General features: G+C 72.7%; 21 protein-coding genes. 9 read left to right on the top strand and 12 right to left on the bottom strand.

All coding sequences use genetic code 11. The features are described from left to right. Nucleotides 1-29: 29 nt before the first annotated feature. The 4 genes from ACWGN5_RS18135 to ACWGN5_RS18120 form a co-directional block, all read right to left on the bottom strand. The gene (locus ACWGN5_RS18135; protein WP_453516188.1) at nucleotides 30-932 is read right to left on the bottom strand and encodes a slipin family protein; all 903 of its coding nucleotides are present in this window, start codon (nucleotides 930-932) and stop codon (nucleotides 30-32) included. 87 nt (nucleotides 933-1,019) lie between these two features. Further along, on the bottom strand, nucleotides 1,020-2,408 hold the full coding sequence (locus ACWGN5_RS18130) for an FAD-binding oxidoreductase (RefSeq protein ID WP_453516140.1): 1,389 nt from the start codon (nucleotides 2,406-2,408) through the stop codon (nucleotides 1,020-1,022). 78 nt (nucleotides 2,409-2,486) lie between these two features. After that, the gene (locus ACWGN5_RS18125; protein WP_453516138.1) at nucleotides 2,487-3,956 is read right to left on the bottom strand and encodes a multicopper oxidase family protein; all 1,470 of its coding nucleotides are present in this window, start codon (nucleotides 3,954-3,956) and stop codon (nucleotides 2,487-2,489) included. A gap of 121 nt (nucleotides 3,957-4,077) precedes the next feature. Continuing rightward, nucleotides 4,078-4,512, bottom strand: a complete 435-nt coding sequence (locus tag ACWGN5_RS18120; RefSeq protein WP_453516136.1) for a hypothetical protein — start codon at nucleotides 4,510-4,512, stop codon at nucleotides 4,078-4,080. 150 nt (nucleotides 4,513-4,662) lie between these two features. Between ACWGN5_RS18120 and ACWGN5_RS18115 the strand changes: the two genes are divergently transcribed. Both ACWGN5_RS18115 and ACWGN5_RS18110 read left to right on the top strand, forming a co-directional pair. Beyond that, the gene (locus tag ACWGN5_RS18115; protein WP_453516133.1) at nucleotides 4,663-5,937 is read left to right on the top strand and encodes a sensor histidine kinase; all 1,275 of its coding nucleotides are present in this window, start codon (nucleotides 4,663-4,665) and stop codon (nucleotides 5,935-5,937) included. After that, nucleotides 5,922-6,569, top strand: a complete 648-nt coding sequence (locus ACWGN5_RS18110) for a response regulator transcription factor (RefSeq protein WP_453516131.1) — start codon at nucleotides 5,922-5,924, stop codon at nucleotides 6,567-6,569. Before ACWGN5_RS18115 ends, ACWGN5_RS18110 begins: the two co-directional genes overlap by 16 nt. Before the next feature lie 7 nt (nucleotides 6,570-6,576). Here ACWGN5_RS18110 and ACWGN5_RS18105 read toward each other — a convergent pair whose 3' ends face one another. The 3 genes from ACWGN5_RS18105 to ACWGN5_RS18095 form a co-directional block, all read right to left on the bottom strand. Further along, nucleotides 6,577-6,939, bottom strand: a complete 363-nt coding sequence (locus ACWGN5_RS18105; RefSeq protein ID WP_453516130.1) for a DUF952 domain-containing protein — start codon at nucleotides 6,937-6,939, stop codon at nucleotides 6,577-6,579. 75 nt (nucleotides 6,940-7,014) lie between these two features. Next, nucleotides 7,015-7,956 (bottom strand): LysR family transcriptional regulator, encoded by a 942-nt coding sequence (locus ACWGN5_RS18100; protein WP_453516127.1) that lies wholly within the window; start codon nucleotides 7,954-7,956, stop codon nucleotides 7,015-7,017. Between the two features lie 239 nt (nucleotides 7,957-8,195). Next, entirely contained in the window at nucleotides 8,196-9,167 is a 972-nt protein-coding gene (locus ACWGN5_RS18095) for a GlxA family transcriptional regulator (protein WP_453516125.1), read from the bottom strand. Between the two features lie 89 nt (nucleotides 9,168-9,256). On the opposite strand from ACWGN5_RS18095, the gene ACWGN5_RS18090 reads away from it, so the two are divergent. The 4 genes from ACWGN5_RS18090 to ACWGN5_RS18075 all read left to right on the top strand — a co-directional run bounded on the left by ACWGN5_RS18090 (nucleotide 9,257) and on the right by ACWGN5_RS18075 (nucleotide 12,061). Next, nucleotides 9,257-10,207 carry an NADP-dependent oxidoreductase gene (locus ACWGN5_RS18090; RefSeq protein WP_453516185.1) on the top strand — a complete coding sequence of 317 codons (951 nt, stop codon included), beginning with the start codon at nucleotides 9,257-9,259 and terminating at the stop codon, nucleotides 10,205-10,207. 75 nt (nucleotides 10,208-10,282) lie between these two features. Continuing rightward, nucleotides 10,283-10,792 carry a MerR family DNA-binding protein gene (locus tag ACWGN5_RS18085; protein ID WP_453516182.1) on the top strand — a complete coding sequence of 170 codons (510 nt, stop codon included), beginning with the start codon at nucleotides 10,283-10,285 and terminating at the stop codon, nucleotides 10,790-10,792. Between the two features lie 50 nt (nucleotides 10,793-10,842). Then, nucleotides 10,843-11,658 (top strand): maleylpyruvate isomerase family mycothiol-dependent enzyme, encoded by an 816-nt coding sequence (locus ACWGN5_RS18080; RefSeq protein WP_453516123.1) that lies wholly within the window; start codon nucleotides 10,843-10,845, stop codon nucleotides 11,656-11,658. A 103-nt stretch (nucleotides 11,659-11,761) separates the two neighbouring features. Next, nucleotides 11,762-12,061 (top strand): dsRBD fold-containing protein, encoded by a 300-nt coding sequence (locus ACWGN5_RS18075; RefSeq protein ID WP_369142534.1) that lies wholly within the window; start codon nucleotides 11,762-11,764, stop codon nucleotides 12,059-12,061. Between the two features lie 190 nt (nucleotides 12,062-12,251). Here the strand turns inward: ACWGN5_RS18075 and ACWGN5_RS18070 are convergent, their stop codons facing one another. Next, nucleotides 12,252-12,854, bottom strand: coding sequence for a CBS domain-containing protein (locus ACWGN5_RS18070; protein ID WP_453516120.1), 603 nt, complete (start codon nucleotides 12,852-12,854; stop codon nucleotides 12,252-12,254). A 153-nt stretch (nucleotides 12,855-13,007) separates the two neighbouring features. On the opposite strand from ACWGN5_RS18070, the gene ACWGN5_RS18065 reads away from it, so the two are divergent. Continuing rightward, nucleotides 13,008-14,258, top strand: a complete 1,251-nt coding sequence (locus ACWGN5_RS18065) for a YncE family protein (RefSeq protein ID WP_453516117.1) — start codon at nucleotides 13,008-13,010, stop codon at nucleotides 14,256-14,258. Between the two features lie 66 nt (nucleotides 14,259-14,324). Here ACWGN5_RS18065 and ACWGN5_RS18060 read toward each other — a convergent pair whose 3' ends face one another. Then, entirely contained in the window at nucleotides 14,325-16,394 is a 2,070-nt protein-coding gene (locus ACWGN5_RS18060; protein ID WP_453516114.1) for a galactose-binding domain-containing protein, read from the bottom strand. A 141-nt stretch (nucleotides 16,395-16,535) separates the two neighbouring features. After that, entirely contained in the window at nucleotides 16,536-17,129 is a 594-nt protein-coding gene (locus ACWGN5_RS18055; RefSeq protein ID WP_453516113.1) for a TetR/AcrR family transcriptional regulator, read from the bottom strand. Nucleotides 17,130-17,292: 163 nt separating this feature from the next. Between ACWGN5_RS18055 and ACWGN5_RS18050 the strand changes: the two genes are divergently transcribed. After that, complete coding sequence (locus tag ACWGN5_RS18050) at nucleotides 17,293-18,756, top strand: hypothetical protein (RefSeq protein WP_453516111.1); 1,464 nt, start codon at nucleotides 17,293-17,295, stop codon at nucleotides 18,754-18,756. Between the two features lie 30 nt (nucleotides 18,757-18,786). Here the strand turns inward: ACWGN5_RS18050 and ACWGN5_RS18045 are convergent, their stop codons facing one another. Together ACWGN5_RS18045 and ACWGN5_RS18040 are read right to left on the bottom strand one after the other, a co-directional pair. After that, complete coding sequence (locus tag ACWGN5_RS18045) at nucleotides 18,787-19,467, bottom strand: GntR family transcriptional regulator (RefSeq protein WP_453516109.1); 681 nt, start codon at nucleotides 19,465-19,467, stop codon at nucleotides 18,787-18,789. A 66-nt stretch (nucleotides 19,468-19,533) separates the two neighbouring features. Beyond that, the gene (locus ACWGN5_RS18040) at nucleotides 19,534-20,742 is read right to left on the bottom strand and encodes a CaiB/BaiF CoA transferase family protein (RefSeq protein WP_453516107.1); all 1,209 of its coding nucleotides are present in this window, start codon (nucleotides 20,740-20,742) and stop codon (nucleotides 19,534-19,536) included. A gap of 260 nt (nucleotides 20,743-21,002) precedes the next feature. Here ACWGN5_RS18040 and ACWGN5_RS18035 point away from each other — a divergent pair, with 260 nt between their 5' ends. Next, nucleotides 21,003-22,184, top strand: coding sequence for an acyl-CoA dehydrogenase family protein (locus ACWGN5_RS18035; RefSeq protein ID WP_453516105.1), 1,182 nt, complete (start codon nucleotides 21,003-21,005; stop codon nucleotides 22,182-22,184). Nucleotides 22,185-22,194: the final 10 nt, after the last annotated feature.

The following is a 22,194-nucleotide window of genomic DNA, read 5'->3' as shown; positions in this document are numbered from 1 at the left end:
GCCCGGCGGACCGGGTCCGCTCACACCGCCTACGACTCGGTACGCGGATCCGGGATCTTCTCGCCGAGCACGGCGGGCGAAGCCTCGGCTGCCGGAGCGTCGTCCGAGGCATCGAGGTTCCGAGGCGCCGCGGGCGGAGCCTCGGCGGCCGGAGCCTCGTCCGAGGCGCCGAGGTTCCGGGCGGCCCGGTCGAAGTAGCGCAGCAGCTCCACCGGGAACGGCATCACGAGCGTCGAGTTCTTCTCCGCGGCCACCTCCACGACCGTCTGCAGCAGCCGCAGTTGCATCGCCTCCGGGGTGTCGGCCATGATCCGCGACGCGTTGGCCAGCTGCTGCGCCGCCTGGAACTCGCCGTCCGCCGTGATCACCCGCGCCCGCCGCTCCCGCTCCGCCTCCGCCTGCCGGGACATCGACCGTTTGAGGGACTCCGGCAGCTGCACGTCCTTGATCTCGACCCGGTCGATGTGCACGCCCCAGCCGGCCGCCGGGCTGTCGATCATCAACGCCAGCCCCTCGTGCAGGCGTTCACGGTCGGACAGCAGGTCGTCCAGGTCGCTCTTGCCGATGATGGACCGCAGCGAGGACTGCGCGACCTGGCCGACGGCGAAGACGTAGTCCTGGACCTCGATCGCGGCCCGGACCGGGTCGACGACCCGGAAGTACACCACGGCGTCCACCTTCACCGAGACGTTGTCCCGGGTGATGCCCTCCTGCGTCGGGATCGGCAGCGTGACCACCTGCACGTTCACCTTGCGCATGCGGTCGACGAACGGGACGAGGAAGGTGATCCCCGGCTGACGGTGACCGGGAAGCGCCTTGCCGAGCCGGAAGACCACACCCCGCTCCACCTGATTGACGATCCGCATCCCACTGCGCAGTACCAGCAGCACACCGACCACGACGACCAACAACCCTGCGACGGCGCCTTCCACGACGGCCACCCCTCCCCGAACGGTGCTAGACACCGAAGATGACACCGTCCGGGGCCCGCCGGATCCCCGCCGACCGTCAAAGAGCCGTCAAGAGTCGGCAGGGGCGATGTTCTGGTTGTGGTGGAAGACGTTGTCCGGGTCGTACGTCCGCTTCACCTCGGCCAGCCGGTCGTAGTGTCCGCGGTACGTGGCCCGGACCCGGTCCTGGCCCTCGTCCGCGCCCATGAAGTTGACGTACCCGGCGCCCATCGAGTGCGGGTGCAGGGCCTCCCAGTAGTCCACCGCCCAGCTGCGCAGCGCCCCCGCGTCGGACGGCTCGGCGCTGATGCCGCCGATCACGCCGGACCAGACCGCGTCCCGGTAGGCCCAGGCCGTGTCCATGGGCCCCACGCGGTGGGCCGCGGCGTCGACGGGGTACAGGTGCATCGTCGACAGCTCGGTCGGGATGTTCTCCAGGAAGGTGCGGTGCACGTCGATCGCGTCGTCCGTGATGCGGTCGAAGAACTCACCGCGCCAGTACCACTGGAGACCCTTCGGGATCAGCTCGTCGAACATCGACTGGAGCGCCGGGTACGGGACCGGCGTCGCGAAGTGGAAGGCGGGCGGGGCCGGATCGGCGACCGGGGCGAACACCTTCGCGAGGCTCTCCTCGTCCGTCGGGCCCGTGCTGCACCACACCACGCCGCACATCTTCCTGTGGTGGATCTCCTCCGGGAACGGCGGTCCCGGCGCGACCGTCAGCGTGGCGAAGAAGCCGTTCAGGTCGTCCGGCGCCGCCGGCAGGAAGTCCCGGTACCAGCGCAGTACGGCCCCGATGTGCTCCGGCTCCCACAGCGTGACGCCGAGGCCGACGTTCTCCACCGGATGCAGCGCGTACGTGAAGGACGTCGCCACACCGAAGTTGCCGCCACCGCCCCGCAACGCCCAGAAGAGATCCGGGTGTTCGTCCGCCGACGCGGTGACGACCGAGCCGTCGGCGAGGACCACGTCCGCCGCGAGGAGGTTGTCGATGGTCAGCCCGTACGCGCGGGTCAGATGCCCGTGCCCGCCGCCCAGGGTCAGTCCGCCGACCCCCGTCGTCGACATGATCCCGGCGGGGGTCGCGAGACCGAAGCCGTGCGCCTCGTGATCCAGGTCCCCGAGCTGGCTCCCGCCGCCGACGAGGGCCGTCCGCCGCGCGGGGTCCACCCGCACCCAGCGCATGCCCGACAGGTCGATCATCAGCGAGCCGTCGGTCAGGCACAGACCGCCGCCGCTGTGTCCGCCGCCGCGCACGGTCAGGTCCATGCCGCTCTCGCGGGCGTACCGCAGCGCCGCCCGTACGTCCGTGGTGTCCGCGCACCGCGCGATGACGGCCGGCCGACGGTCGATCATCGCGTTGTAGATCTGACGGGCCTCGTCGTACCCCGCGTCCTCCGGGCCGATCACCTCACCGCGCAAGGCCTCGCGCAGGGTCTCCACCGCCGTGCCGCCCATGGCCACTCCTTCGGGGCACCCCTGACTGCCGGCCGCGCTACCCCTTCAGTCTCCCCCCGCCGCGAGGACGCCGCGAGCTCACCGGACCCGGAAGGTGGCCATCATGCCCATGGCCGAGTGATCGAGCATGTGGCAGTGGTACACGTAGTCGCCCCGGAACGCGTCGAAGGTCACGTGCAGTTTCACCGTCTCGCCCGGCATCACCCGGACCGTGTCCTTCAGACCCGCCTCGGTCGGCCCCGCGGGCTTTCCGCCGCGTTCCAGGACACGGAACTGGACCAGGTGCAGATGGAAGTTGTGCGGGACGCGCTTGTTGGCGTTGGTGACCTCCCAGATCTCGGACGACCCGAAGGCCACGGTGGTGTCGATGCGATCGGGGTCGAACATCTGCCCGTTCACGAACCCCCGCGGATCGGGTCGCCCGTCCTCGTCCATGCTGAGCTCGATGTGGCGGGTGACGGCGGCCTTGGGCAGGGCTCCGGCGGGCGGCAGGGCGCGCAGCACCCGGGGGACGCTGCTGGGGTCGTCGGCGGTGCGCACGACGTCGAAGCGGAGCACCTTGCCGGTCTGCTCGGGCTTGCCGGGGCCGCTGTTGGTGAGCACCAGCCGGGTGCCGACGCGATGGTGGGAGAAGTCGACGATCACGTCGGCGCGTTCGCCGGGCGAGAGGGTGAGGACGGGCACGGCGACCGGGCGTTCGAGCAGTCCGCCGTCCGACGCTATCTGGATGAGCGGGGTCCCGTCGGACAGGCTCAGCGCGAAGAGGCGCAGGTTGGAGCCGTTGAGCAGCCGGAAGCGGTACTTGCGGGCCGCGACCTGGAAGTACGGGGTGGGCCTGCCGTTGGCGAGGAGGGTGGTGCGGTTCCGGTCGGACATCGTGTACGCCAGCTGCCCGTGCTCGTCGAAGCGGGCGTCGCGGATCGTGAGGGGCACGTCGTACTGGCCCTTGGGCAGCGGAAGGCTCTGTTCGAGGTCGTCGGTGAGGAGGTAGCTGCCGGAGAGACCGCGGTAGACGTGCTCGGCCTCCATGTGGTGGGCGTGGTCGTGGAACCAGAGCGAGGCGTGGGGCTGCCGGTTGGTGTAGACGTACGTCCGCGAGTCGCCGGGCGCGAACACGTCCATCGGGTTGCCGTCGGAGGAGGGCGGGACGCTCGCGCCGTGCAGGTGGACGGAGACGGGCATGTCGAGGCCGTTGCGGTGGCGGACCAGGACCCGGCGCCCGGAGCGGGCGTGGATGACGGGGCCGGGGAAGTGCCCGTCGTAGGTCAGGACATCGGTGGCGGTGCCCGGGAGGATCTGGGCCGTGGCCCTGCGGATGGTCAGCTCGTAGACGTCCACGTCGCCCGAGGAGGTGAGGGGACGCAGCACGGGCGGGACCGGCATGGCGGTGGAGAAGGCGGGCGGTACGGGACCGGACGCGCGGTGGGGACCGGCCGGCGGCAGGGCCTGCGCCGCGTGCGCCTCGCCCCCGGCGAAGATGCCGGGGGCGAGGAGCGGCAGGCCTGCGGCGGCGACGGTCCCGCCGAGCACGCTGCGACGGGTGATCATCGGCTTCCTCCCGGGTGGTGGGCGGCACGTGACGCCGGACTGGTGGCTTCCGGCGGGCCGGCCGACACCCTGTGGTCCAAGGTCTATCCGAGAGCGCCGCGAACCGCACACGGCGATGGCCTTACCGGGGGAAGGCGGTGCGCAGGGCCGGGCCGCGGCTGAGCAGGGCGAGCCGGATCACCGGCAGCACGCAGACGGTCTGCATCACGGCGTACCACGGCGGGCAGACGCCCGGGATCAGATCGACGCCGATGATCGCGATCGGCAGGACGACGGCGAGGCCCCGCACCCGCTCGAAGGCCCGCCGGGATCCGCGGGAGGCGGAGACGGTCAGCCGGTGGACGAGGACGGCGACCAGGGGCAGCAGGACGGCCCGTACCCACATGAACGTGTTCACCTGGTGACCGCTGCCCGCCACGGCGGCGACCACGAGGAGGGAGAGGCCGGTGAGCGCGCCGAAGACCTTGACGCTCGTCGCCGCCGTGCCGAAGGCTCGCCGGGTGACGTCGCTGTCGAACGGGGCTGCCGTGGACGGGGAGTTCAGGTTGGTTTCCATGCCCGGAACACTGCCGGGCGGCCGGTGGGGCCGGTATCCGTCTGGACGTACGAGGGGGTGGGGCCGGCCACACTCCTCCCGCGGACCGGCGGGTGCGGGGCCACGTCCGGTGCACAGTGGACGCACCGGACGGAAGACGAAGGCGGAGGCATGGGACAGCTGGGTACGTGGTCGGCGCGGGTCGGCGCGGGGTTCTCCAGAGCGTGCGCGGTGGCCGCCGTCGGCATGGTGATCCCCGCCGTGTGGGCGGCCGCGATCGCGCTGGGCATCCGGTGGGGACCGGGCAACCCCTGGTCGTGGCTCGCGCCGGTCGTGATCGTGGCCGTGGGCACGCTCGCCCTGTCCCGGCCGGTCTGCCGGGCCGTCCGCCACCTCGTCGCCCGGTGGACCGGCACCGTCGTCCCCGCCGGCTACCGGGAGGCCCCGCCGGTCACGCGGATGGCCACCGGCCACTGGTGGAACGGCTTCGGGTACGAACGCACCCGCCGCGACGCCCTCATGGACCAGAAGTGGCGCATCCGCTATAACGACCCCGCCAACCTGCGCGACCTGCGCTTCACCGCGATCCTGCCGCTCACCGCAGGACTCGTCGCCTGCCTCCCGCCGGCCGGGGTGGCCGCGGCCGTCCTCGGACTCGGGCTCGACGCCTGGGGGACCGCAGGCCGCCTCGCCGGACTGCTCGCCCTGCTGACGGCCGTCGCGGTGTCCCCGTACGCCTGGCGGCCGATCGAGCCGGTCGCCGTGCGCTTCCTGCGCCCGTCGTCCGCGATGGCACTCGCCGAGCGCGTGGAGGAACTGACCGCCCAGCGCGCCGATGTGACGAACATTCAGGCCGCCGAGATCCGCCGGATCGAGCGGGACCTGCACGACGGGGCGCAGGCACGCCTGGTCGGCCTCGGGCTCTCCCTGGCGACGGCGGAGAAACTGATGGAGACCGACCCCGAGCGGGCCAAGGCGCTGATGAAGGAGGCGCGGGCGGGCGCCACGGCCTCCCTGACCGAGCTCCGGGAACTGGTCCGGGGCATCAACCCGCCCGTCCTGAGCGACCGGGGCCTCGTCGACGCCGTCCGCGCGCTCGCCCTGGACTGCCCGCTCGACGTCACCGTCGACGCGGACCTCGCGCACCGCCCGGACCCGCCCGTCGAATCGGCCCTGTACTTCGCCGTCGCCGAACTCCTGAGCAACGCGGTCAAGCACGCCAGGGCGGCCCGGGTACGGATCTCCCTCACCCGGGACGCCACCACGGCAGCGGGCGTCGTCGTCGTGGTCGAGGACGACGGCCGCGGTGGAGCACGCGTCCGGGACGACGGCGGGCTCGCGGGGCTGCGTCGCCGGCTCGCCGTCTTCGACGGCACCCTGGAGATCATCAGCCCGGCGGGCGGCCCGACCCGCGCGACCCTGGAGGTGCCATGCGCATCGTCGTAGCCGAAGACCTGTACCTGTTGCGCGACGGGATGGTCCGGCTCATCGAGGCCTACGGTCACGAGGTGGTGGCGACGGCGGCCACCGGACCCGAGACGCTGCAGGCCCTGCGCGCCTGGCGGCCCGACGTCGCCGTCGTCGACGTCCGCATGCCGCCGAGCCATACGGACGAGGGCCTGCGGGCGGCCATCGCGGCCCGCGCCGAAGTGCCTGGACTGCCGGTCCTGATCCTCTCCCAGTACGTCGAGCAGCTCTACGCCCGGGAGTTGCTCGCCGACGGTACCGGCGGCATCGGCTACTTCCTCAAGGACAGCGTGTTCGACGCCGACCAGTTCATCGACGCCCTGGAACGCGTCGCGGCCGGCGGGACCGCGATGGACCCGGCCGTCATCGCCAAGCTGCTGTCCGGCGGCCCCTCGAACCGGCGCCTGGAGAAGCTCACCGAACGCGAGCACTCCGTGCTCGGCCTCATGGCCGAAGGACTGTCCAACCAGGTCATCGCCCAGCGCCTCTTCCTCAGCGAGAGCGCCATCGGGAAGTACACGACCTCGCTGTTCGGCAAGCTCGGCATCGTCGACGACGGCACCAACAACCGCCGCGTCCTCGCCGTCCTGGCCTACCTGAACAAGGACTGACGGCCGGTCAGCCGGTCTTCGCGAGCCCCGTCGCCCGGCCGTCCGCGTCCCAGGTGATCTCCAGGATCCCGTCGACGGCCGCACGGTCGATCGGCCCGAACACGTGCGGGAAGAGCGTCTCCCCGGAGACGCCGGGCGGCGGGGTCGGCGCGGCGGCCTCCCACTCGGTCCTGGCCGTGAGCCGGCTCTCATTGAGGAGCAGCACCAGGAGCGGCCGCGAGGCGCCGCGGTAGAAGGCGTTGACGACGGCGAGCGTCGTCGGCTCGTCGGGGGAGCAGTGGACGAAACCCTCCTCCGCGAGGGAGGCGGGGGCGTACGGCTCCTCGGGCCGGGCGGACCATGCGGCGGACGTCACGACGTGGTAGATCATGTGCCGGTTATAGCAGGAGCCGCTGGCGGCCCCCGGGGGCCACCGGGCGGCCCGGCGTCGCCGGGTGCCCCGGCGTCACCAGGTGCGTCCGGCCTCGATCAGCACGTCCCGTACGCGGGTGACGTCGGGGTTGTCGGGGCGGCCCGGGCGCTGGACGAGGTAGCCGGTGTTGATGGGCGGGTCCTCCGGTTCGTGCAGCGCCACGAGGGCGCCGGAGGCCAGCTCGGTCTGGCACAGGTAGCGCGGCAGGACGCTGAACCCCGCTCCGGCGACGACCGCGGCGAGGACCCCGCGCAGATCGGGCACGGTCACGGCGGCGGGGCAGGACAGCCGCGCCCCGAACACGTGCCGCCAGTAGCGGCGGGCGATGGGCAGATCCTCGGCGTACGTGACGAGGGGGACGCGATGCAGCGCCGCCGGTCCCTCCAGGGCCAGGCGTTCCCTGACGCGCTCGGCCCACCCGGGAGCCGCGACCAGGACGAACTCCTCGTCGGTGAGCGGTACGGCGGTCAGCGCCCGCCCGCGCGGCCGGAAGGTGGCGATCACCAGGTCGTGCCGGCCGGCGCGCAGCTCGTCGAGGAGCGGCTCGGTCAGGCCCGGGCTGACCCTCAGCCGTACGCCTTCGGCCGTCAGCGGGGCCAGGGCGGGCAGGGCGCGCGTGCAGAGGAGTTCGGCGGGGCCCGCGAGATGGACGGGCGCGGTCCGCTCGTGCGGAGCGGCCTCGTGCCCGGCCGCGGCGGCCAGCGCGTCGAGCGGCCCGGCGATCCGGCCCGCGAGCTCGTGGGCGACGGTGGTCGGGGCGACGCCGCGCGGCAGCCGCTCGAACAGCTCGCGGCCGGTCTGCCGCTCCAGGGCGCGGATCTGGGTGGTCACCGTCGGCTGCGAAAGGCCGAGCAGCCCGGCGCCGGCGGTGAACGAACCGGAGCGGTAGACCGCCAGGAAGGTCCGCAGCAGGTTCAGGTCGGCCGGCGGCCGTCCCGCACCGCCCGCCGGGCCATCGGAATCCTTATGCCTCACGGGCCCCAAGCCTACCCATGGCCTATGGCAGGGCCCTAGGGTCTGTCTGACAATTCCCGCCGGGTCCGGCCCGCCCGGCACGCACGCTCGCCGCACGGCCGAAACGCCCAAGTAGCTCCTTCCCCAAGCTCTCGGCTTCGCTCGAGCAGGGGAGACCCCATCCGAGGGCGCCCCGGCCGCACGCCGATCGCACGCACCGGACGACCCGGCCTGATCCGGCGCGAATTGTCAGACAGACCCTAGGGGAGGACGGCGGCCCCGCCCCGGAAGGTGCGCCGGTAGGCGAGCGGGGAGACACCGATCGCCGCGTGCAGGTGCTGGCGCAGCGAGGTGCCGGTGGCGAAGCCGACCTGGCCCGCGATGTCGTCGACGGCGAGGTCCGTGGACTCCAGGAGGTGCCGGGCGCGGGCCACCCGCTGCTGGATCAGCCAGCGGCCGGGGCTCATGCCGACCTCCTCGTTGAACCGGCGCGCGAAGGTCCGCAGGCTCATCCGGGCGTGCTCGGCGAGCGTGCTCAGGGCCAGCGGCTCGTGCAGGTTCTCCAGCGCCCACTGCCGGGTCGCCGAGGTGTCGTTGGCGGCGGTGTCGGGCACGGGCTGCTCGATGTACTGGGCCTGCCCGCCGTCCCGCCACGGCGGCACGACGCACACCCGCGCCACGAAGTTCGCGACCGCGGTGCCGTGGTCCTTCCGTACGAGGTGCAGGCAGACGTCCACGCCGGACGCGGCGCCCGCCGAGGTCAGCACGTCGCCGTCGTCGACGAACAGCACGTCGGCGTCGAGGGCCACCTGCGGGAACCAGTCGCGGAAGACGGCGGCCAGCGACCAGTGCGTGGTGGCGGGGCGGCCCTCCAGGAGCCCGGCGGCCGCGAGGACGAACGCGCCCGTGCAGATGGACACCATCCGCGCCCCGGCGGGCACGGAGGCGAGCGCCCCCGCGACGGCCGCGGGGAGCTCGCGGGAGAGGAGGGACATGTCGAAGGGCGGAAGGATCACGGTGTCCGCCGTGGCGAGCACCTCGGGTCCGTGCTGGACGGTCACCGAGAAGTCGGAGTTGGTACGGACGGGCCGGCCGTCCACCGAGCAGGTCAGGACCTCGTAGTGCTCGGCGACCGTGCCGAACACCCGGCTCGGGATGCCCAGCTCGAAGGGGTAGACCCCGTCCAGGGCGAGGACGACGACACGATGACGGTCACCCGTGACAGCAGTCATGGCAGGATCCCTTCGAAAGATGGCAATCATGCCATGGTACGCGGGTGGGGCCGGCGGCGAGTCTGGACGGCATGAGCAATCAGCCCACCATGCGCGCCATCAGCCAGGACACCCTCGGCACCCCCGAGGTCCTCCGGGAGGTCGTGGTCCCGCGACCCGTGCCCGGCCCCAGCCAGATCCTCGTCGCCGTCCGCGCGGCCGGCGTCAACCCGACCGACTGGAAGCACCGCTCCTCCTCCCTCTTCCTCGATCGCCTGCCCCTCGTCCTCGGCTGGGACGTCTCCGGCGTCGTCGAGGCCGTCGGCTTCGGCGTGACCGTGTTCAAGCCCGGCGACGAGGTCTTCGGGATGCTGCCGTACCCGCACGGCGTCGGCTCCCACGCCGAGTACGTGACCGCCCCCGCCCGCGCCTTCGCCCACAAGCCGGCCGAGATCGACCACGTGCAGGCCGGCGCCCTGCCGCTCGCCGCGCTCACCGCGTACCAGGCGATCGTCGACACGGCCCAGGTCGGCCCCGGCCAGCGGGTCCTGATCCACGCGGCCGCCGGCGGCGTCGGCCACCTCGCCGTCCAGATCGCCAAGGCCCGCGGCGCGTACGTCATCGGCACCGCGAGCGCTCCGAAGCACGATTTCGTCCGCTCCCTCGGCGCGGACGAGGTCATCGACTACCGCGCCACCGACTTCACCGAGGCCGTCCAGGACGTCGACATGGTCCTCGACCCGCTGTCCGGCGACACCCGCACCCGCTCCTTCGACGTCCTCCGCCCCGGCGGCACGCTCGTCTCCCTGCTGCCGCCCACCGACCCGGACGACGCGGCCAGGGCGGCGGCGAAGGGAGTCCGCGCGTTGACCCTCCTCGTCGAGGCCGACCACGCCGGCATGAACGCCATCGCCGCCCTCGCGGCCTCCGGCGCCCTCCGCCCCCACATCGAGGCCGTCTTCCCCCTCGCCGAAGCCGCCAAGGCCCACGCCCTCGGCGAGACCGACCGCACCACCGGCAAGCTCGTCCTCACGGTGGACGGCGCCCCGGCCGGGGCGTGAGCCTCACGCCCGGGTGCCGGACGCCGTGAAGAAGGGGACCGCCAGGAAGAAGCGGTCCCCTTCGGCCCGCGCTGTCTGGTCCGCCGTCCAGGCCGCCGCCTCCTCGGAGGTGATCGCGCCCGCTCGTACCGCCGACTCCGCCAGGCCGGTCGCCAGGGGAGCCGGCGGGCGTCGGCCTCGCCGGCCGGTTCGGTCTCGCCACCCACGTGCTGCGGCACGAGGAGTCCGCCGGACTCCTCGCGCCCGCCCCACGGCCGCCGCTACGACGACAGCCACCTCACCCGCGTCGCCGTCGTCCTGCGGGCCAAGCGGGCGGGCCTCACCCTCGACGCCATCCGGGAGCTGCTGGGGACCGGCGACCCGGGGGCCCGCCGGCAGCGGCTCGCAGCGCACCGCGAGGAGCTCCGGCGCCGGGCGGCGGAGGCGCAGGCCTGTCTCGACCTGGTCGAATGCGCGCTGGGCTGCACGCGCGACGATCTCGCCGACTGCCCCCGGTTCCGCGAGATCGTCGCCACCACGGCCGTCGGCGAAGAACTCCCCGCGACGACCGGTACGAACGGGGCTACTCGCTGGTACGGTCCCTGACCAGCCGGTGCTCCACGGGGAGCCGCCGGACTCGGGTGAGGGGCGGATCGATGACGACACGGACGGCAGGGGTGCTGCCCGAAGGGCTGGCCGAGGCGATACGCGGGACCGCCGAGGACATCGCGGCGGTCCTGCGCACCCCGGCGCCGGACCCCGGGCGGCTGCCCGTGCCCCGGTCCGCCTGGACGGTCGGCGAGGCCGCCGCCCACCTGGCGCAGGCGAACGCCCTCATGGCCGAGCTGGCCGCCGGTCACGAGCGCCCGTACGGCGACGGCACCCCCGGCAGCCTGGCCGAGGCCAACGAACGCGCCCTCGCCGGCTTCGGCGAGCGGTCGCCCGGCCCGCTCGCCGAGATGATCACGGCCCAGGCCGGCGCGTTCCTCGCCGCCGTGGAGGAGCGCGACCCCGACGAGCACCTCTCCACGCCCCTCGGCCCTCAGCGCCCCGCCGTCCTCGGCTCGTACCTGCTGACCCACATGCTGGGTCACGGCTACGACCTCGCCCTCGCCCTGGACCGCCCCCACATGCTCGACGCCCGCCGGGTGGAACTCACCCTGCCGTTCATGATCGAGGCGATGCCCCGGGTCGCGGACCCGGCCGCCGTCGCCGGTCTCACCGCGAGCTTCGCCGTACGGCTCCGGGGCGGCCCGGGCTTCGGCGTCACCGTGACGGACGGCGCCGTCCGCACCGCGCACGAGCCGCCGTCCCGCCCCGACTGCACGATCCTCACGGAGCCGGTCGCCTTCCTCCTCCTCGGCCTCGGGCGGCTCGACCCCTGGCCGGTGATCGCCCGCGGCAAGGCGCTCGGCTGGGGCCGCAAGCCCTGGCTCGCACCCCGCTTCCCCCGTCTCTTCCGCGCGCCCTGACCCCGTCCCCGCGCGGGTGCGTCCCCGCCGATGGATCCTGGAGGTATCGGTAAGGGGCCGCGGGGGATTGCCGCGCGGCCCGGCGATGCGAGGAGGGCGGACCATGAGCCGCACGCTGGAGTGGACGGTCGGCCTGGAACTGACCGAGGACAGCGGCAGGACGAAGGCCGAGGCCACGCTGAGCACCGGCACCTCGACCCTCACGGGCCACGGCTCCGCGCGGTGCAACCCGGCGGACGTGGACGTGCCGGCGATCGGCGACGAACTCGCCGCGAGCCGGGCCATGAAGGACCTGGCCGGCAAGCTCATGCGCGAGGCCAACCGGGAGATGGAGGCGGTGGGCGCGGGGACCGTACCCCAGCACACCGGCCCCGGCTACGGCTGGCCGGAGGCGGTCTCCTGACGGAACCGCCTCCCGCACCGGGAGCCCGACGGGCGGGCGCCGCACCGCCGGGCTCCTGGGGCATGCCCTGATCCGGGCACGGCCCGATCCAGGCGCGGCCCGATCCAGGCGCGGCCCTGATCCAGGCACCCCGGGGAGCGCCGATCCGGGGAGCGCTGACCCGAGGAACGCCGACCAGGGGAGCGCCGGCCTAGGAGGCGCCGTCCCCCTCCCCGTACTCCATACGGTCCACGACCTCCACCACCCCGTCCACCGTCTCGCACAGGCGGACCAGGATCGGGCCGAGGCCCGGGCGTTCGAGGGTGCCGCTGAGCGTCACCCGGCCCTCGTCGACGTCGATGTGCACGGCCGAGGGCGAGAGGTGCAGGATCCGCACGATCACGTCCTCGCGGATCTCCTCCTGGATCGAGCGGTCCCTCCGCAGGAACAGCTGGAGCAGATCGCTGCGGCTGAGCACTCCGATCAGCCGGCCGTCCGCGTCCACGACCGGGAGCCGCTTCACCCGGTGGCGCTCCATCAGACGGGCCGCCTCGACGGCCGTCCAGGAGGGCCGGGCCGTCACGGCCGGGCTCGACATCATGGCCTCCGCCGAGCTCGGCCCGTCCTTCGCGGTGTGCCGCCGCAGGAGGTCCGCCTCGGAGACGACGCCCACCGGACGGTTCTCCTCGTCGACCACCGGGACCGCGGTGATGCCGTACTCGTCGAGGAGCCGCGCGATCTCCTTGAACGAGGTCCCGCGCTGCACCGCGACCGCGGTGGGCGTCATCAGGTCCGCGACACTGCGGTGCCTCATCGTCCGTTCCGTCCCTTCTGCGTGCCTGCTTCCATGATCCCGCACCGGGCGGGACGGGTGGTGCGGCGGGGTGCGTCCCGAGGGCTTGTGGGCGTGACGTGACCATGGTTACCTCCGGTAAGTCGTCGTCGTGCCACGGAAGAAGGAACCCCCATGCCCTCTCCCCGCCCGTCCGGAACCCGCCGCTTCCTCGGCGCCCTCGCCGCCGCCCTCGCGCTCGTCACCACCTCGGGCGGCACCGGAGCCGCCGCCCCCGCCGGACTCCAGGAGGTGATGTTCGTCGGCAACAACTGGGACGGAACCGCCGACGTGATCGCCGCCCGCGGAGACTTCCACCGCGTCGGGCGCGTGAACGTGATCCCGGACAAGGAGGAGCGCCTCCGGGAGATCTACCTGAACCCCGTCAAGCTCGCCTTCTTCCTCGGCGTCCGCAGCGGGCCGGGCGAGGGCCACGACCAGTTCGTCGACGACATGTACGCGACCCCCGACGGTTCCGCCATGGTCGTCTCCCGCCCCAGCTTCGCCGACGTCGTCTCCCTCGACCTGCGGACCGGACGGATCAACTGGCGCTTCCCGGTGGCCGGTTACCGCGCCGACCACATGGCCGTCTCGCCCGACGGCACCCGCGTCGCGGTCTCCGCCTCCACCGCGAACACCGTGCACGTCCTGGACATCGCGACGGGGCGCCAGGTCGGCTCCTTCAAGACCGGCGACAAGCCCCACGAGAACGTCTTCACCTCCGACGGCCTGCTCTGGAACATGTCGATCGGCGAGGTCACCACCGCGCTCGACGCCCCCTGGCTCGACTGGAGCAAGGGCGACCGGAAGATCACCGTCGTCGACGCCCGCACCTTCCAGACCGTCCGCGTCATCGACATGCGCGACCGCCTCGACGCCTTCGGGCGCGGCGACCTCTCCGACGCCGTGCGCCCGCTCGTCTTCACCCCGGACGAGAAGAAGATCTACTTCCAGGTCTCCTTCTTCAACGGCTTCCTGGAGTACGACGTCGACTCCGACCGCATCACCCGCCTCAAGAACCTGCCCGGCAACCCGGCGACCGACCCCGACCGCACCACCTGGGTCAACGACTCGCGCCACCACGGCCTTTCGATCAGCCCCGACGGCGACAAGCTCTGCGTCGCCGGGACGATGGACGACTACGCCACCGTGGTCGACCGCGCCTCCCTCACGCAGGGCCCGCTCGTCCCGGCCTCCAAGCCCTACTGGGCGACCGTGAGCGGCGACGGCAAGGCCTGCGTCATCTCCGAGAGCGGCGCCGACCGCGTCACCGCGATCGACTTCGCCACCGGGCAGCGGGTGGCCTCCGTCGACGTCGGCGACCACCCCCAGCGGGTGCGGCTCGCCCGCGTCCCCGCCGACTGGACCGGCCCGGCGGCCGGCTGACCCCCACACGTGGAAAGGGGCTGTCGGATCCGGAGACGGATCCGACAGCCCCTTTCCCTCATGCGCTCAGGACCTGTTGACGGCCACCTCGTAGAGCGAGTAGCCCCAGTCCGTGGCCCGCTTCACCCCGTGCACGCGCACATAGCGCGCCGGCTGCGAGTCGAAGGTCGCCGTGTCGTAGCCACCGTCACCCGCGTCCGTGGACCAGGCGGTACGCCAGGTCGTGCCGTCCTCCGACAGCTCGATCCGGTACGCGCGCGCGTAGGCCCGCTCCCAGTCGAGCGTGACCCGCCCGACCGGACGCACCGAGCCCAGGTCCACCTGGAGCCACTGGTCGTCCTTCCACTCGCTGGCCCAGCGGGTTCCCGTGTCGCCGTCGACCGTGAGCCCCGGCGAGAAGTTCACGAAGGGGTTCCACCACTCCGTGGTCGAGGCCGACGCCGGCCGCCCGGCGGCCAGGTTCACACCCGGCTCGTGGTCCTCGGTCTTCTTCCACGTCGTCAGGTACGACTCCGCTCCGTGCGACAGCTCGTCCACGACGCCCGGGCCGCCGGGGGTCAGCCGGATCTGCTCGATCCAGTCCGGTACGAGACCGTTGTGCGCGGCGCCGTCCGTGTTGAGGTCCCAGGTGCGCTCACCGGTGACCTGGCGGTCGAGGACCGAGCCTCCGTCGAAGCTGCGGAACGGGTACGTGACCGCGTTCGGCGCGTCCGGTCCGACCGGGCCGGGCCAGCCGCCGACCCCGTTCATGTCCGTGCCGTAGCCGAACCCGACCCCGTACTTCTTGCGCAGCTCCGCCTTCTGCGACGCCTCGCCGACGAAGCCCCCGGCGCCGTGCATGTACGAGGCGGCGAACCCGCCGAGGCGGTAGAGTCGCTCGGTCCAGTCCAGGTCCATCCAGCTGTGGCTGGACAGGACGCCGGGGTACTCCTGGGACTCCAGGATGTCGAGCGCCCGCCCCGCGGCCTTGACGCTCATGTGGTCGAGCTCCAGCATCATGCCGCGCTGGATCATGCCCTTCAGGGCGTACTCGCCGAGCCGCGTCAGACCCCGGGTGTTGCACCGGGCGTCGGAGGCGTACGAGGGGACGCTCACCCCGGCGGGCAGCTTCTCGGCCATCGCGGCGGGCGCGGCGGCGAGACCGATCGGGTTGTCGTGCTGCGGGCCCGCGCACTTCTCGGTGGCCCAGAACGTGCCCGTCGAGAGGAACTGGCCGATGTTGACCGCCACGCCCGTCGTCCCGCTGTCGAAGCGGACGCCGCAGAGCGCGTTGTCGAACTTGTGGCAGAGGAACATGCTGCGCACGCCGAGCGCGTACAGCTCGTCGAGGCCCTTGTCGATGTCCGCCTGGCCGCACTGGGCGATGTCGAGGATCTGCTTGCAGCCGAAGGGCTCCGAGGTCTCCACGCCGAGGACGACGGCGAGCTTGCCGTCCTTGATCACCGAGCGGGCCTGGTCGGCGCTGGTGACGATCCGGAACCAGCCCTTGCCGGGGCCGCCGTACATCCCGTCGATGTAGTCCTGCATCTCGTACGTCTTGCGGGCCTCGAGGCGGATCGCGGTCATCTCGTCGCAGCTGCGGTCCCGGGGCAGGAGCGAGCAGATCAGACCGTTCGTCACCAGGTCGTTGACGAGCACCCGCTGGCCGCCGCGCCAGGCGCGCTCGACCCAGGCGTAGTAGTTCTGCTGGTGGCTCAGCGAGTCGTGGGCGGGCCAGTCCTTGAACGTGGGCCAGCCGACCGGGTCGTGCTTGCCGTTGTCACCACCGGTGAGGTGCTCGAAGAGCGCCCCCGAACCGTCCGGGTAGTGCTCGGGGCAGTCCTTGAGGGCGTCGGCGACACCCGCCTGCGAGAACGGCGCCCCGCAGATCATCCGGCCGCCGAAGCCCTCGCTGGACATCAGGTGGTTGTGCGCGTCGACGAACCCGCGCACCTTCCCCTGGGCATCGGTGCCCTTGAAGGGGGCGCCCGTGACGTTGATCTGGGAGTCGGCGGCGGGCCGCGCGGTGGGTTCCCACCACGAACCGGCGTCGGCCGCGGGGACCGGCCCCGCGCCGAAGACGATGGTGGCCAGGGCGATGAAGAGCGAGACGAGGGCGAATCGCCCGCCCGCTCTGCGCGTTGTTGGTCGATTCATGGTCAGCGATGCCTTCGGTCATGGGGGAGTACCGGGCGTGAGCCGCCGAATGTTTCCTGCGGTAACAGCGGCCCGGCCCGAGGATCGCGAGGATCGCCGAGTGAGTCAAGGGTCCGGGTCAAATGACCTGTTGATGAAGTGTCAGCCTCCGATCAGCGTGACCAGGTGTTCGGCCGTCGCGTCGAGCAGCGCCGCCGCGGTCCGCTCGTCACCGAGGACCAGGTACTGGAGGGTCAGTCCGTCGATCATCGCCGCGAGCAGATGCGCGAGCAGGCTCACCGGCACCTTCGGCTCGACCCCGCACACCGCGCAGACCTGCTCGATCAGGGTGGTCCCCGAGGCGACGTACTGCTCGTACTGGGCCCGGGCCAGATGCTCGAACCCCTCCTCGCGCAGGGCGTACTGGGTGAGCTCGTACGTCAGCATGTGCTCGGCCGGATGGGCCATGACGTGGCTCCAGTACGTGCCGAGGGCGCCCCGGACCGTCTCGCGCAGGGTCGCCCTGGGCTCGACCGCCGACATGACGTGGACGACGTAGGTGTCGTTGATCGACTCGATGGCGGCCTCCAAGAGCGCCTGCTTGGAGTCGAAGCAGTAGTGGAAGACGCTCAGCGAGACCCCCGCCTCGGCGCAGATCGACCGGGTGGTGGTCCGGGCGACCCCGTCCCTGGTCATCGCCCTGATCGCCGCCTCGACCAGCTGCCTGCGTCGTTCGGCCGACGGCATCCGCGCCATGGTTCCTCCTCGCGTCCGGCGCACAGGGTAACCGCAGCCCCCGCACGCCGCGCCGAACGCGATCCCCTCACCCGACTCCGGCCCGTACCCGGCATCGGGGCCGGTGGCACACGGGTGGCGATAATGAGGCCTTCTGTTCTCACGAGTCCCCGAAGAGCCACCTGTGATCGACAGCACCACGCCCCTCCAGGCCACCGATCCGGCCGAGATACGTGCCGAACGACGACGCCTCGTCGAGTCGGTCGGGGCCCAGCGCCGACTCCTCGCCGCACGACGCCCGTTCGAGCTGGCGGACCGCCGGCGGCTGAACCGCGAGGCCGGGGCCCGGACCCGTGCCGAGGCGCGGCACGGGAAGGCCCTGCATCGCATCCACGAGAAGCGGGCCAGGAGCGAGCGGTCGCTCACCGGCCTGCTGAACGGCCTCGACGGGAAGCGCGCCGGGCGCGAACGCCAGGCGCTCGCCGTCCTCCGGCGCGAATCGATCGAACGCTCGCTCCGCGGGACGCGCCTGACGGCGAGCGAGGTCAACGGCATAGGCAGCGGACTCGCCCGCGACCTCGCCGCACAGGGCATCAGGACCGCCGCCGACTTCCAGCGCGTCAGCTGGGGCAAGGCGCCCAACGGCCGCGGCGGCGACGTCCTCTACATCCACCGCACCCAGGGCCGCAAGGTCCACATCAACGGCATCGGCGAGCACCGGGGCAGACCCCTCATGGAGTGGCGGCGAGCCGCCGTCGCACGGGCGGAGGCCCGCGCGCCGAAGGAACTGCCCCCGGACGAACGGCACCGCATCGAGGAGATCATCGAGAACGAACGGACACGCCTCAAGGCCGACCTCGCCGACGTCCCGAAGACCGCCGAAGCCGCCCGCGCCGAAGCCGAACAGCTCCACGCGGAGCGCCTGGCGGTCCTGGCCGCCGCCGAGCGCGAGGCGGGCGACGGGGCCGCGCTCCGCAGGGCCGAGTTCGACGCGATGGCGGAGCGGCTGCTCGCGCTCCAGGCCGAACTGGCCGCCCACGTCGACCGGTACGGCGACCTCGGATTCCGCGACCGCCGGGCGCGCTCCCGGGCCCTCCGTCCGGTGCCGACCGCGCCGCCGGTGATCCCGGCCCCACGCGCACCGGAGGCGGAGCCGGGGCCGGAGACGGAGCCGAGGCCGGGGTCGGTGTCGGTGTCGGTGTCGGTGCCGGTGCCGGTGCCGGGGTCGGGGTCGGGGTCCGCGTCGGGGTCCACGGCCGAGGCCCTGCCCGTGTCCGGCGTCCGGGCGAGCCTCGGCTGGCTCGTGCCGGTCGCCTTCTTCGCCATGACCGCGCTGTTCGGCGCGGGCGTGACGGACGCGACGCCGATGTGGTTCGTCGTCTCGGGCCGCCTGGTGGCGCTGCTGATGACGGCGGAGCTGCTGCGGCTGTGGGTCCCGCGCAGGGACTGGCGGACGGCGGACGCCATGCCCGCCGGCACCGGGTTCCTCGCGACGGGCGTGTTCCTGGGACTCGTGGCCGCGAGCATGTTCGCCGACCCGCTCCACGCGGCCGACGGCGCTCCCTGGGCCCTGGCGGTCGTGGCCGTGCTCCTGTTGGCGGCGGGCGCGGCCCGGCGCGCGGGCACGCGACCGCCGGTCTCCGGCTGAGACCGGTCCCTTGCCGGGGCCCGCGCGGGGTCAGTCCTGGTCCGGGTGCTCCTGGCCCAGGACCTCGCGCAGCGCCGCCACCGCGTGGGCCCGGTGTTCGTCGAGCCAGCGGACCGTGGCCTCCTCGTCGCCCTGCCGGAGGCAGGAGATCACGGCGCGGTGCTCCCGTACGGCCTGCTTCCGGTGCGTGGGCTCGGTGTAGTACAGCGAGCGGTACGCGTCGGTGGCGTCCCACAGGGTCGTGATGAGGCGGACGAGGCGCGGCATCCCGGAGGCCTCGATGAGGGTGAAGTGGAAGAGCCGGTTCGCCGCCGCCATCGCCGCGATGTCCCCCTCGCCGGCGGCCCGCTCCACCTCCCGCTGGATTCGTTCGAGCGTGGCGACCGTGCCGTCCGGCATCCAACGGACGGCCATGCGGACCGCCTCGGTCTCCAGGAGCTCCCGGATCCGGTAGATCTCCTCCAGGTCGTCGAGGGAGAGTTCCGCGACGAAGTAGCCCCGGTGCACGTGATGGACCACCAGGCCCTCGGCCTCCAGGGCCTTCAGGGCCTCCCGGAGCGGCACCCGGCTCACCTCGAACCGGGCCGCCAGGGCCTCCTGCCGGATCGGCCCGCCGGGCCTGAGCTCCCCGCTGGTGATGGCGCGCCGCAGCTCCTCCAGGACGAACTGCTGGGCGGTCTGCGGCCGCCGCTTCTGCACCGCGCTGCTCATCGCCTGTGACCTTCCGTTCCCTCGTGTCGCCACCGGTGGATCACTCCGCCGGTGGCGACCATCTTCCTACGCGTGGCCGTTCGCCGCCGACCCCCTGTGGACAACTCCGCCCAGCTCCGACCGGACGTCGTCCGTGTGCTCGCCGAGCCGCGGGGGAGCGGTGCGGTACGAGGCCGGGGTGGCGTCCAGCCGGATCGGGTTGGCGACCTGCCCGGGACCGGCCGCGGACTCCGGGACGCGAGGGGCGAGCCCCAGCCGGTCGGCGAGCCCGAAGGCGGCCGCCAGGTCGTTGATCGGCCCGCAGGGCACACCGGCCGCGGTGAGTTCCTCGAACCAGCCGTCGGCGGTACGGGTGCCGAGCGGGCCGGCGAGGGCCTCGACCAGCTCCTCCCGGTGGGCGACCCGGGCCGTGTTCGTCGCGAAGCGGTCGTCCTCGGCGAGCTCCGGCCGGCCGAGCCGCGCGCACAGGGCCCCGAACTGCCGGTCGTTGCCCACGGCGAGGACCAGCGGCCGGTCCTGCGCCTCGAACACCTCGTACGGGGCGATGCTCGGATGTCTGTTGCCCATCGCGCGCGGCACGACCCCGGCCCCGAGGTGGGCGGCGGCCTGGTTGGTGAGCGCCGAGAGGAGGGAGGTGAGCAGGGAGACCTCGACGCGCTGTCCCTCGCCGGTGCGCTCCCGGTGCCGCAGGGCGGCCAGGACGCCGAGCCCCGCGTGGAGGCCGGTGATGACGTCGACCAGGGCGACCCCGGCCTTCGTGCCCTGCCCGTCCGGTTCCCCCGTCACGCTCATGAGGCCGCCCATGGCCTGGACGAGCAGGTCGTAGCCCGGTAGCCGGGCGCCCTCGGCGGTGCCGAAACCGGTCACCGAGCAGTAGACGAGCCCGGGGTTGCCCGCCCTGACGTCCTCGTATCCGAGGCCGAGCTTCTCCATCGTGCCGGGGCGGAAGTTCTCGACGAGGACGTCCGCGCGGTCCACGATCGCCCGGGCCGTGGCCAGGTCCTCGGGATCCGTGAGATCCAGCGACACGGAGCGCTTGTTCCGGTTCACGCCGAGGAAGTAGGTGGCCTCGCCGTCGGCGAACGGCGGGCCCCACGCGCGCGTGTCGTCCCCGGAGCCCGGCCGCTCGATCTTGATCACGTCCGCGCCCAGGTCGGCGAGGAGCATCGTCATGTACGGCCCGGCGAGCACCCGGCCGAAGTCGGCGACGACGATCCCGGACAGGGCGCCGGCCGTGGGTGGCGTCCCTGGGGTGCCCGGCTGGTCTGCGCGCATTCAGCTTCCCTCGCTCCCGCTGGAGATACCGAAGACTGGAGGTTGGATCCAGCCGACTGGAGATTGGATCCGAATAGTGGAGATCGGATCCAGCCGACCGGAGATTGGATCCGGATGGTGGAGATCGGATCCCTGCGACTGGAGATTGGATCCAATCGGACCGTACGGGCCAGATCTTGGATTCTCAATACTGGATCCAATATCCGATCTGCGGCTACGCTTCGGCTCGCCGAGTTGCCACAGTCGCCAGGAGGCCGTCCGTGAAGTCGCCGTCCACCCCCGTCCACCCCTTCGACCTGCTCGCCGTCGACGGACTCCTGACCGACGAGGAGCGGGAGATCCGGAACACCGTGCGCGCCGTCGCCGACCGCGAGCTGCGGCCGCACGTCGCCGGCTGGTTCGAGAAGGGCGAGATCCCCGCCCGTGAGCTCGCCCGCACCCTCGGCGGGATCGGCGTGCTCGGCATGCACCTGGAGGGCTACGGCTGCGCGGGCACCAACTCCGTCGCGTACGGCCTCGCCTGTCTGGAGCTGGAGGCCGTCGACTCCGGACTGCGCTCCCTGGTCTCCGTGCAGGGCTCGCTCGCCATGTACGCGATCTGGAAGTACGGCTCCGAGGAGCAGAAGCAGCGCTGGCTGCCGAAGATGGCGGCCGGCGAGTACATCGGCTGCTTCGGCCTGACCGAGCCGGACGCCGGGTCGGACCCGGGCGCCATGCGGACCAACGCCAAGCGGGACGGGTCCGACTGGGTGCTCAACGGCACCAAGATGTGGATCACCAACGGTTCGGTGGCCGACGTCGCCGTCGTCTGGGCGCGGACCGAGGACGGCGTCCGCGGCTTCCTCGTCCCGGCCGGCACCCCCGGTTTCAGCGCGCCCGAGATCAAGATGAAGCTCTCGCTGCGCGCGAGCGTCACCAGCGAGCTGGTCTTCGAGGACGTCCGCCTCCCGGCCGACGCGATGCTGCCGGAGGCCCGCGGCCTGTCCGGCCCGCTCGGCTGCCTCAACGAGGCGCGCTTCGGCATCGTCTTCGGCGCGCTCGGCGCCGCCCGCGACTGCCTGGAGACGGCGATCTCGTACGCGAAGGACCGGGTCGTCTTCGCCCGTTCCCTCGCCTCCTACCAGCTGACCCAGCAGAAGCTCGCCGACATGTCCGTCGAGCTCGGCAAGGGCATGCTCCTCGCCCTTCACCTCGGCCGGCTCAAGGACGCGGGCGCGCTCACCCCCGAGCAGGTCAGCGTGGGCAAGCTGAACAACGTCCGCGAGGCGATCGCGATCGCCCGCGAGTGCCGCACGATCCTCGGCGCCAACGGCATCACCCTGGAGTACCCGGTGCTGCGCCACGCCAACAACCTGGAGTCGGTGCTCACCTACGAGGGCACGAGCGAGGTGCACTCCCTGGTCATCGGCAAGGCGCTCACCGGCGAGCAGGCCTTCCGCTGAACCGGGAGGC

It is taken from the genome of Streptomyces sp. NPDC055815, from assembly GCF_053616475.1.
The sequence above is the reverse complement of the archived record's forward strand: the minus strand, read 5'-3'. Positions and strand labels throughout refer to the sequence as shown.